This is a genomic window from Neobacillus citreus (assembly GCF_018343545.2).
In the GTDB taxonomy this organism is placed as follows: domain Bacteria; phylum Bacillota; class Bacilli; order Bacillales; family Cytobacillaceae; genus Neobacillus; species Neobacillus citreus.
This window is the reverse complement of sequence record NZ_JAGYPE020000063.1, coordinates 21,830-32,793: the sequence shown is the minus strand read 5'-3', so window position 1 is coordinate 32,793 and position 10,964 is coordinate 21,830. Positions and strand designations below refer to the sequence as shown.

Annotated in this window: 9 protein-coding genes and 1 riboswitch; of the genes, 5 read left to right on the top strand and 4 right to left on the bottom strand. The window is 44.2% G+C overall.

Annotated features, from left to right (window positions below; all coding sequences use genetic code 11):
• Positions 1-158, bottom strand: a 158-nt coding sequence (locus KHB02_RS24410; RefSeq protein ID WP_241114068.1) for a TetR/AcrR family transcriptional regulator, incomplete at its 3' end; no start/stop codon positions are given.
• A gap of 196 nt (positions 159-354) precedes the next feature.
• Here KHB02_RS24410 and KHB02_RS24405 point away from each other — a divergent pair.
• Both KHB02_RS24405 and pepT read left to right on the top strand, forming a co-directional pair.
• Positions 355-1,239 (top strand): nuclease-related domain-containing protein, encoded by an 885-nt coding sequence (locus KHB02_RS24405; RefSeq protein ID WP_241114066.1) that lies wholly within the window; start codon positions 355-357, stop codon positions 1,237-1,239.
• Positions 1,240-1,626: 387 nt separating this feature from the next.
• Positions 1,627-2,859: a peptidase T gene (pepT, locus tag KHB02_RS24400; RefSeq protein ID WP_213147890.1), complete on the top strand. Its 1,233-nt coding sequence runs from the start codon at positions 1,627-1,629 to the stop codon at positions 2,857-2,859.
• Between the two features lie 39 nt (positions 2,860-2,898).
• Here pepT and KHB02_RS24395 read toward each other — a convergent pair whose 3' ends face one another.
• The 3 genes from KHB02_RS24395 to gltC all read right to left on the bottom strand — a co-directional run bounded on the left by KHB02_RS24395 (position 2,899) and on the right by gltC (position 6,531).
• The gene (locus KHB02_RS24395; RefSeq protein ID WP_213147889.1) at positions 2,899-3,843 is read right to left on the bottom strand and encodes a phosphotransferase; all 945 of its coding nucleotides are present in this window, start codon (positions 3,841-3,843) and stop codon (positions 2,899-2,901) included.
• A gap of 64 nt (positions 3,844-3,907) precedes the next feature.
• The gene (locus tag KHB02_RS24390; protein WP_213147888.1) at positions 3,908-5,497 is read right to left on the bottom strand and encodes an FMN-binding glutamate synthase family protein; all 1,590 of its coding nucleotides are present in this window, start codon (positions 5,495-5,497) and stop codon (positions 3,908-3,910) included.
• A gap of 128 nt (positions 5,498-5,625) precedes the next feature.
• A complete protein-coding gene (gene gltC, locus KHB02_RS24385; RefSeq protein WP_213148103.1) occupies positions 5,626-6,531 on the bottom strand; it encodes a glutamate biosynthesis transcriptional regulator GltC in 906 nt (301 codons plus the stop codon).
• 158 nt (positions 6,532-6,689) lie between these two features.
• On the opposite strand from gltC, the gene gdhA reads away from it, so the two are divergent.
• The 3 genes from gdhA to KHB02_RS24370 all read left to right on the top strand — a co-directional run.
• Complete coding sequence (gene gdhA, locus KHB02_RS24380; RefSeq protein WP_213147887.1) at positions 6,690-8,072, top strand: NADP-specific glutamate dehydrogenase; 1,383 nt, start codon at positions 6,690-6,692, stop codon at positions 8,070-8,072.
• A 108-nt stretch (positions 8,073-8,180) separates the two neighbouring features.
• On the top strand, positions 8,181-8,315 hold the full coding sequence (locus KHB02_RS24375; protein ID WP_213147886.1) for a DUF4023 domain-containing protein: 135 nt from the start codon (positions 8,181-8,183) through the stop codon (positions 8,313-8,315).
• A gap of 239 nt (positions 8,316-8,554) precedes the next feature.
• Positions 8,555-8,638: riboswitch (cyclic di-GMP riboswitch) on the top strand.
• 31 nt (positions 8,639-8,669) lie between these two features.
• The coding region (locus KHB02_RS24370; protein ID WP_241114065.1) for an Ig-like domain-containing protein at positions 8,670-10,964 on the top strand (2,295 nt) is incomplete at its 3' end.

Here is a 10,964-nt window from a genome sequence, read left to right as displayed (position 1 = left end):
TGAAAATAATGAAACAAAAGCCCCTTCGAAATTCCCGCTTCCTTTACAATTTCATTAGTCGATGCCTTATCATAGCCTTTCTGGGCAAATTCTTTGATGGCTGCATTTATAATTCGGTCTTGTTTTTCTTTATCTAGGTTGAGGAATTTCGAAAACATTTAGGTGCTCCCACTCCTTTAATTTTAGACGTTGACCGTATTGGCCAATTACATTTTATTCCTATTGACCATTTTGGTCAACAGTGGTCAATCCTATATTTTTTACAAAAAAATGAACTTATATTGATGGCGATAGTATGGGGATTTGGTGTGTGGTACGATGCGAATGTACGACAAAATTTTAATGGAGGTGCTCATGAAAGACAGAGATCGATCATTAACGTTAGAAGGTTTGATTTCCGCTCAAAGCAGGCTGGCACCTAATCACCCAATGATTCCTGTATTATCCGGAAAGCAGGTTTCCGTTGAGGCCGGAATTGCTGGGGAGGAACGGGTGGCAGAGATTTTTCGAAAAACTTCATTTTCCTTTGCACAATACGTTTATCATGATTTACGGCCTTCCTCAGATGGAAAGTTTCAAATCGACTCCTTTGGACTGACTCCCTGGTTTGGCAATATTCTTGAGGTCAAAAACATCGCTGGGGTCCTCGAATTTAAGGATAATCCACCACAATTAATCCGAACCCGTGATGATGGACACAAGGACGGCTTCGAAAGTCCAGTAGTCCAATTGGAACGCAATTACGAATTATTGAGTGATTGGTTACGGAAGCACAATATCCGCATTCCTATTTACGGTTCCGTTGTTCTAGCCTATCCGAAGCAGATTGTTGCAGTTCCCCCAGCGAAAACGCGGCTTTTATTCCCCAACTTGATACCCTCATTCATTCGAAATATCCCGCAGCCAGACTTTAAGTTGGACCCAGAAACCTTCCATTGGCTTTCTTTAGAGCTCCTCAAGAGCCACCAGCCTTTTATTCCAAAACCGATTTCAGAGTCCTACAAAATCTCGCGGGGTGATTTTAAAAATGGAGTGCGTTGCGTTGTGTGCTACAAATTCGGAATGGTGAAGGCACCTCGCACATGGATTTGCCCTTTTTGCGGTGCAACAGACCATTTGGCCCATGAAAGGACATTATTGGAGTGGTTTTTGGTGGTGAAAAGGACCATTACGAATCGGGAGTGCCGGGAGTTTTTGGGGGTGGATATCCAGGTCGCGAAACGGATTTTCAAAGTATGAATTTGCAAAGCGAGGGTACATTTCGAAATAGGTCATATTTTATGGATCTGAGTAGCAGCTGTTTTCATCAAAACACAGGGGGAATCTATATTCCAAACAGACATAGATAGGGACGACAGTATAGTTCGGCTATACGACAGTTACTGGGATTTATCCGACAGTAATTAGTACCTATACGACAGTAAACAGGTCTCATCCGACAGTAAAATCCGGCCGCGACAGTAATGTCCGGTTATACAACAGTTACGGAGGCTCATCCGACAGTAACAGAGCCCTATACGACAGTAAACCAAAACCGACCAGCAGCCACCCCCTTCAAATACGTGTATCCGCTCTCATAAAGTGATATGATAATCATGAAAATATATAAAAAGGGAGTGTGCTAAATTGAAAGAGGAATTGATTCAACGATTTACTTCCTATGTGAAAGTGGATACGCAATCCAACGAAAGCAGTGAGACTTGTCCATCAACGGAAGGGCAGTGGACGCTGCTGCGCATGCTGGTTGAAGAGCTCAACCAAATCGGCATGCAAGAGGTGACCATCGACGAGAACGGTTATGTTATGGCGACGCTGCCGTCCAATACCGATAAAGAAGTGCCAACCATCGGCTTCCTTGCCCACGTTGACACAGCGACTGATTTTACAAGCAAAAACGTTAATCCGCAAATTCTTGAAAGCTATCAAGGCGGGGAAATCGTCCTAAACGAGGCCCTGAACGTCATTATGTCACCAAACGACTTCCCGAGCCTAAAAGACTATAAAGGCCATACACTCATCACAACCGACGGCACCACGCTGCTTGGGGCCGACAACAAAGCCGGCGTCACCGAAATCATGACAGCGATGGCGCATCTAATTCAAAACCCAGATATTAAGCACGGTAAGGTCCGCGTTGCGTTTACGCCTGATGAGGAAATCGGCAGGGGGCCACATAAGTTTGACGTTGCGGCCTTTAACGCGAAGTATGCTTACACTGTTGACGGCGGTCCGCTAGGCGAGCTTGAGTACGAAAGCTTCAATGCCGCGGGTGCAAAAATCACGATAAAAGGTAACAATATTCATCCTGGTTCCGCTAAAGACAAAATGGTCAACTCGATGAAAATCGCGATGGAATTACATAGCCAGCTGCCGACGCAGGAAGCACCGGAGTACACAGAAGGGTACGAAGGCTTCTTCCACTTGCTGTCCTTTAACGGCGATGTCGAGCAAACCAAGCTCAACTACATCATCCGCGACCATGACAGAGAAATTTTTAATAAAAGAAAAGCGACGATGGAAAGCATTGTCCAGCAGCTAAACGAAAAATACGGCAGTAACACCGTCCAGCTTGAGATGAAAGACCAATACTATAACATGCGCGAAAAAATCGAACCGGTCAAGCAAATCGTCGATATTGCCCAGGAAGCGATGGAGAGCTTGGACATCAAGCCGCTTATTAAGCCAATTCGCGGCGGTACAGACGGTTCCCAGCTATCATTCATGGGTCTGCCGACGCCAAATATCTTTACCGGCGGCGAAAACTTCCACGGCAAATACGAATTCATTTCCGTGCAAAACATGGTGAAAGCAACTGAAACCATCATTGAAGTCATTAAGCTTTTTGAAAAAAAGGCTTAAAAAAGAAAAAAGCTAACCGCCTTAGGTTAGCTTTTTTATCTATAAATTAGCAAGCGCCTCCGCGCACTGCCTTAAACTCGAAACCGTCTCCTGCAATTGCCTCTTCAGCTGCTCCTTCGACCACTTGCCAGCGTCAGCCAACAAATCTTTTTGAATCAACAGAATCATCCACATTGAATACACGGCAGAAAATAAATAGTATTCCCGAATAAACGCGGCACCTTCCAGTTCCAGCCCGACAGCATCAAGATATAACTCCAGAACCTGCTCCCGAAACCCCTTAGTTACCTTTTTGGGGAAAATCGGATGTGACATATCCAGCAAATGATATAAATCCCAGAAGGGCGTATTCAAATGGGCGTGCTCCCAGTCCAGAATGATCAATTTCCCCTTCACGACAGCGTAATTCCCCAAATGCAAATCCCCGTGTGATAATACCTGAAGCTTTGAAAATAGGAAACTATCAAGCTGTTTAAACACATGCAGAGCCTGTTTTCCAGTGAGCCCCAATCGCGGAAGCATCCCAAGGAGGGCATCCTTATTCTCGCAGACCTCCTCCGCCACCGCCTCAATCCGAGGCTTCAACCCGGTCAACGGAACATCCGCAAACGACTTCAACGGAAGGGAGTGCCACCAGGCCATCCACTTGGCCACATCAAGGACCGTTTCCTCCGTAAACTCATGCGAAAGCGGGCCGAGGTCCTCGAGAATCATCCAGCTTAAAACAGGGTTATCATGCTTGGAGTAAGCCAAAATTTTTGGATAAATGGCTGGGAACCGGCTGAGTACATGCTCATGAATCCAGGTCTCTTTACCCATCTGGGCGTTATTCGTCAGCGGTTTAAAAATGTAGCTTTCCTTAGGAGACAAATAAAACCGCTCAACGAACCTGCCGTTCATGCCCTGATAAAGGCGTTCCTTTTTTACTATCAAACTGGCATTTAAACTCCCATTCTCATGGACGATATCGTTTGGCAGCGCCATAGCCCCACAACCTTTTTAGTAGGTTTTCACTATGAATATAATGTCAATCCCATAATTTGGCAAGTTATTTATCCACGACAGCGGGACCTTCTTCTGGAAGGGGAAATAGCTCCGATAATCGCCTAACTTGGCCATCCGCACCCATAAAAACAATATGCTCACGGGTAAATTTTCTAGGGGAGTCTAGGCCGCACGCCGCCGCGAGGGCAAACAGCCCCTGCCGGATGCTGATAATATAGTTCATGACCCGCCATTTCTTCTCCTCAGGCACGAGCGCCTCCTGCTGCTTAGGGTCGGTCGTGGTGACGCCGGCGGGGCATTTGCCGGTATGGCATTGCAGTGCCATAATGCAGCCGTTCGCCATCATAAAGCCGCGTGCCGAGTTCACCGCATCGGCGCCGATCGCGAGGGCAATTGCTATTTTATCAGCCGCAATCAGTTTTCCGGAGGCAAATATCTTAAACCGATCGCGGATGCCGTATTCATGGGCCTTGTCAACCACAGCAAGCAGCGCCGGGTAAAGCGGCAGCCCCATTGTATCCGCCATCGCTTTGTACGTTGCGCCCGATCCGCCCTCACTGCCGTCCACCGTAATAAAATCAGGATAAATCTGAAGCCTCTTCATCGCTCCAAAAAACTCTTCCAAAACCAACTGATACCCCACAACAATTTTTATGCCAACCGGTTTCCCGCCTTCATCCTGCAATCGTTTAATAAACTCCAAGGCTGCCTCGGCGTTACGTAAAAACGAAAAGCGGTTTGGGGAAATAATCGTCTCGCCCTCTTTCACCTTGCGAATGCTTGCAACTTTAGCCGTCACCTTCGCGCCCTCAAGGTGGCCGCCCTGAATTTTTGCCCCTTGGCCAAACTTCAGTTCAAAGGCTTTAATCGCCGGCTCCAAAGCAATTTTTCTAAATACCTCGATTGAAAAATTACCCTCATGATCGCGAAAGCCAAACAAGCCAGGTCCAATCTGTGCCACAACATCTGCCCCGCCGGACAAGTGTTCCGGAGCAATCCCGCCTTCGCCTGTATTTAACCAGGAGCCTCCAGCCATTTGACAGCCATACCCAGTAGAAAGAATATAGTTCTCACCAACGGAACCATAGGAGGTGGCCGATGCCCCAAATGGGCCGTAGAGCTTCCATGGCTCCCTCCGCTCACCGCCAACCACAACAGCCTCCTCCTCATGAAAAAGCCAGCGTGGAATCTGATCTTCCGCTAAGTGCTCCTTGCGGAAAAATAAACCTTCATGGTCAATTTTGTATTTCATCCCCTCTACCTTTTCTTGGTTGTCGACTCTTAATTCCTCCTTTAAAAGGGGAAACAGGCCGTTGGCAATATAGTAGCCGGGCTGCTCAAAGTCCCGCTTCGAGCCAAAGCTGATTAAGTCAGTCCGATATTTCGCCGAAAAAACAATTCCTAAATAATCGGCACGGGAAAACGGCCTTGCACCATTATCATCATCAAACCAATACTGCCTCAGCTTTGGACCCAGCATTTCCAGCGCATAGCGGATCCAGCCGAAATAGGGATAGGCCCGGATAATCGAGTGCTGCGGCTTTTTTGCCAAATTACGCAGCCACAGGAAGAAGCAAAGCGGCCCGCCAATGAAGACTACCAATAGAACAGTCAAAATTGTCCATAACACCATCAAAAGCCTCCTTATTTATGTGGCATTTGCAGATGTACAGTTCAAAACCAACAAGGGCATCCTTAATACATATGTATGATGGTTATGGTAATATCCATCGACTGTCTATTAGCGTCATTTTTTTTAAATTAAATTTGAAATCGGTCCAGCATGCCAAAAAACTCGCTCAAAAACTCATAAAACAGTTTTTCAGTAGGCAAAAGGCTGCGTTCTGCCGGGATGATGACGCCGACCGTGCGGCTGACATTAGGCTCTGTGACAGCAATCTTAACCGTTGAGCGGGGAAGGCTGTCGATAAGCGTGATTTCAGGAATCAGCGTAATGCCCAGTCCGGCAGAAACCAACCCCTTAATGGCATCAATATCCTCGCCCTCGAAGGCCACCATGGGCTCAAAGCCAAGTTGCGCGCAGGCATCCACAATGATCTTACGCAAAATAAAGCCCTGAGGAAACACGATAAAGGGTTCATCCCGCAAGTCGCTTAACTTCAATACTCGTTTACTAGCTAGTGGGTGGGACTCGGGCAGTAAGGCTACAATGTTTTCGGTAAAAAGCGTTTTCCCAGTAATTTTCTTTTCCTTCTTTGGCACCGGGCCCATTAGCGCCATATTAAACTCTCCCTTTATTACCCCTTCAATTAAATAGGCATAGGATCCCTGATTTAAATGAAACTTTACATTAGGATACCGCTCTCTAAAGGCTGAAATCGTTGTTGGCAGCGTATACCCCGCTAGACTGCTGGGAAACCCAATACGGATTGTCCCTTTCTCAGGATCAAGGAATTCCTCTACCTCACTTGTGGCATCGTCAATTAACTTGACCGCCTGTTCCATATGCTTTAAAAACATTTCACCAATCGGCGTCAGTTTGACATTTCGCCCTTCACGGATAAATAAGCTGACCCCAAGCTCCTCCTCCAGGTTGGAAATCTGCCTGCTGACTGCAGATTGCGCAACGTGGAGCCGATACGCCGCCTCTGTCACATGCTCCCGTTTAGCCACTTCTATAAAATATTTGATCTGCCTGAGCTCCATTTTTTTCATGCCCCTTCCAATCAATCTCATTCCTGTATTAATTATATCTATTATTAATATTGATTAGATTGATTTTACATAATAAAATTAATTGACGCGAAAAAATAAAATATTCAGTATTTAGGACAAATTTATTATTTTTAAAAAGGGGTGATTTCATGCAAACTATTGAGCATGTAAAACAGTCAGGATCACAGGCAGCAAGGGATTATGTAAGTGAAGTTTTTGAAACGGTGAAAAGCCGCAATCCATTCGAGAGTGAATTTCATCAGGCCGTTAAGGAAATTTTCGATTCGCTTGTGCCTGTATTTGCGAAACACCCAAAATATATGCAGGAGGGAATTCTCGAAAGAATCGTTGAACCTGAGAGGGTTATTACTTTCCGTGTTCCATGGGTGGATGATTCAGGCAAGGTGCACGTGAACCGTGGCTTCCGTGTCCAGTATAACAGCGCAATCGGGCCATACAAAGGCGGTCTGCGCTTTCATCCATCAGTTAACGCCAGCATCATTAAATTCTTGGGCTTTGAGCAAATTTTCAAAAACTCATTAACAGGCCAGCCCATCGGCGGCGGCAAAGGCGGCTCCGACTTCGACCCTAAGGGTAAATCAGACCGCGAAATCATGCGCTTCTGTCAAAGCTTTATGGCAGAGCTTTATCGCCACATCGGCCCAGACGTCGACGTACCTGCCGGGGATATCGGTGTCGGCGGAAGAGAAATCGGCTATCTTTTCGGCTATTATAAAAAAATCCGCGGCGGCAATGAGGCTGGCGTTTTAACCGGAAAAGGCCTCGGCTACGGCGGAAGCTTAACAAGAACCGAAGCGACCGGCTACGGTACCGTTTATTTCGTACAGGAAATGCTGAAAGATCAAGGCCTAAGCATCGCCGGCAGCACCGTCGTTGTCTCTGGATCCGGCAATGTTTCCATCTATGCGATCGAAAAAGCTACCCAGCTTGGCGCTAAAGTTGTGGCCTGCAGCGATTCATGCGGCTATATCTATGATGAAAACGGCATTAATGTCGAGACTGTGAAACAAATTAAGGAAGTGGACCGCAAGCGCATCAGCGAGTATGTGAAGTACCATCCGGAAGCGCAGTACTATGAAGGCTGCTCCGGCATCTGGTCGATTCCATGCGATATCGCTCTTCCTTGTGCAACACAAAATGAAATCAATGAAGAGTCTGCAAGAATGCTGGTGGCAAACGGCGTGAAAGCTGTTGCCGAGGGCGCTAACATGCCATCCACTCTTGAAGCAGTCGATGTATTTTTAAACAACGATGTTCTGTTTGGCCCTGGTAAAGCAGCCAATGCCGGCGGTGTAGCAGTATCCGCACTAGAAATGGCACAAAACAGCCAGCGTTTATCTTGGACGTTTGAAGAAGTCGATGCTAAACTGCATCAAATCATGATTAACATTTACCAAAATGCTGTCAAGGCATCCGAAGAGTACGGCTTCCCTGGCAACTTGGTGGTTGGCGCCAATATTGCCGGATTCACTAAAGTCGCTGACGCGATGATTGTGCAGGGCGTTATCTAAGATATTTGAAAAATCCCCTTTTGACGAGGGGATTTTTTTGTGTCTGCATGTTTTGGGGTGTGGTTGGTTACATTAACCATTGTTCAATTTAAATAGGAGGTTCGAATAATGGATAAAAATCTTGAAGGCAGCACCCATGAGTTTGTTGAAAAGCTACATGAAAATCAGGCAAAGGATTTAAAAAACAGACAGAATCAGGGCAGTGATACGCCTGCTAAAAAATTGCCTAATAAGACGCATTGATTTAGGTTAAAAAACCAAGCCACGACTCAGAGTTGTGGCTTGGTTTTTTATTTCTATTAATCTAGCTTTATACCTGTTCGATATATTGTGTTTTTGTTATTTTTTGTCGAACAAAAACACTATCTAATTATTTCCCGGCAGGATAACATGTAGCTATATAGGTATATCTTTTGCCCTATTTTTTTGTATTTTTCTATTAAAAATTTACTAGTAATTAGGGGGGATTGGCAAAATTCATATTATTTTAGGGAAGCGTTGAAATATAACCTTATTTTGGACACTTTGGTTATATGGAGCTAGTAGTGTAACCGGCCCTCTTAGTGTTTATTTTCTTTATCTAGGAGGAAGAAAGGTATGTTTAAAAAATTACAGAAAACGTTTGTTACTCTGTTGGTTTTACTTGTATCCGGAATGATTCCGACGCTTTCAGCTATTGCCGCAGAATTAGAAGCAGTACCTGAATTTAAAGGGGAATCAGGAGGAGTCATTGAGGTTGTTCAAGGTTCGAGTGTGAACTACGACCTAAAATTATCTTACACAGGTGGAAATAAAAACAATACATCCGGGGCCATTACGGTATATACCAATTATCAAATTTCTGGTTCCACCCCAGACAAATCGGGATCTGCAACTATTGTTCCATTTTCCGGTGAAACCTTTTCTAATACTCTTAATGGTAAAATTAATGCAAAAAACGCAGTTCCAGGGACGTACACAGTTCCAGTCAATGTGACCATTAAAAATAACGAAAATGGAAAAGGAAATGAAGTTGTAAATGCTACAAGTGACAACTTAATAGTAAAAGTTCTGCCAAATGATACAACACCACCAATCGTTACCATCACTAATCCTGTTAATGGCGGTTTCTATCAATCTGGTCAGTTACCAGATGAACCACAATTTACTGTTAATGAAGATTATCAAGTACCTGCCACATTTACCGGCTGGAGTAAGGCTGAAGAAACACATAAATTAACGGTTTCCGTTAAAGATTTAGCTGGGAATGTTGGTACATCCTCTGAAATTACCTATACAGTGGACGACACACCTCCAGTCATTACTGCAGACATCGTTAATGGTGGTGTGTATAATGCCGATAAATTAAAGGATAAAACTAAAAATTATTATTCGGTTAATGAACCAACGATAACTCTTACTGCTGATGAATTAGACTTAACCGTTGGCCAGCATACTGTTCATATTACCGCGATTGACCGGGCTGGAAACAAAACGGAAAGAAATTTTACCTATATTATTGATAACGATGCCCCGTCAATTTCATTCAAATTTGAAGATAGCGGTTACTACAAATCGAGTGTTTTCAGTGCTTTTAACCCTTATTACAAGGTTGAAGATGATAATCTAGATGAAGGTTCGATTAAAGCTTCAACACTTGATTTATCAGAAGGAACACACTCAGTAACTGTTAGTGCTTTTGACTTTGCAAAAAACTATAACAGTGCTACTGCCACTTACACCATTGATGACACAGAACCTACTGTAACAATTCACTTAGAAAATGGAAAGTATTACAATACAAGTTCATTAAATGGAATAGAAGACTTCTTTTCTATTTTTGACAAAAATCCTGTTACAACTAAAGCTGATGGTTTCGGAACAACCGATGGCCATTATCAGGCAAGTGTAAATGCGACTGATGCTGCCGGGAACTCAACAACAAAAAATGTTGAGTACTATGTCGATACGAAAGATCCGGTCATTACGATTGATTCCCAAAAGATTGCCAGCGGTGGCTTCTACAAATCTAGCTATCTAGAGAATTTATCCGGTTTTTATTCAGTCGAAGACGCCAACATAGATAATGTGGAAGTTTCTCCATTTGTTTTAACTGAAGGACAACATACGTTGATCATTACTGCAACAGACAAAGCAGGAAATTCAACAACTGAAAGAGTTAATTATACTGTTGATAACAGCGCACCAACCATTTCGTTTAACTTAAAAGCAAACGGTTACTATCAATCTGCTAATCTACTAAATGAATATTTTACTGCTTCCGATAATAATGGTGTAATAAGTGTCGTGGCAGATGCACTTAAAGTTACAGAGGGAACACACACTCTAAAGGTTACAGCAAGGGATGCTGCAGGAAATAGCACAACAGAATCGATTACCTACACGGTTGATGATAAGAATCCAGTCGTGTCGATTAGCCTGCCGAAGGATGGTGGTTACTACCAGTCGTCTGCACTTCCGGACGAACCGGAATATAAAGTTGATGACAGCAGCCCCGTGCCGACAACAAATATTGTCGGATACAATAAGGAAGCAGAAACTACACATACGGTTACCGTAACAGCAACAGATGCCGCCGGAAATACAGGTAGTGCTTCTGCTACTTATACGGTTGACAATACACGACCAGAAATCACTTCAAAATTGGTAAATGGCGGGTATTATAACAAAGAGACACTTGAAAATATCGGGGATTATTACGAGGTTCACGATGCTAATTTAGACCCAGAAACCGGGATAACTGCAAGTAATTTAGTCTTTACAGAAGGAGAGCATAAAGCTGTTATTACTGCAGTGGATAAAGCTGGGAATAAAAATGAATATACTATCCATTACACAGTCGATAATACAAAGCCAACGATTACCTTCAACTTCAATGATGGCGGATATTAT

Excerpts from the sequence above, each read along its gene's own strand:
- KHB02_RS24395 (WP_213147889.1), bottom strand. The coding sequence starts at position 3,843 with ATGGCGCTGCCAAACGATATCGTCCATGAGAATGGGAGTTTAAATGCC.
- gdhA (WP_213147887.1), top strand. The coding sequence starts at position 6,690 with ATGCAAACTATTGAGCATGTAAAACAGTCAGGATCACAGGCAGCAAGG.
- KHB02_RS24375 (WP_213147886.1), top strand. The coding sequence starts at position 8,181 with ATGGATAAAAATCTTGAAGGCAGCACCCATGAGTTTGTTGAAAAGCTA.
- KHB02_RS24390 (WP_213147888.1), bottom strand. The coding sequence starts at position 5,497 with ATGGTGTTATGGACAATTTTGACTGTTCTATTGGTAGTCTTCATTGGC.
- KHB02_RS24405 (WP_241114066.1), top strand. The coding sequence starts at position 355 with ATGAAAGACAGAGATCGATCATTAACGTTAGAAGGTTTGATTTCCGCT.
- gltC (WP_213148103.1), bottom strand. The coding sequence starts at position 6,531 with ATGGAGCTCAGGCAGATCAAATATTTTATAGAAGTGGCTAAACGGGAG.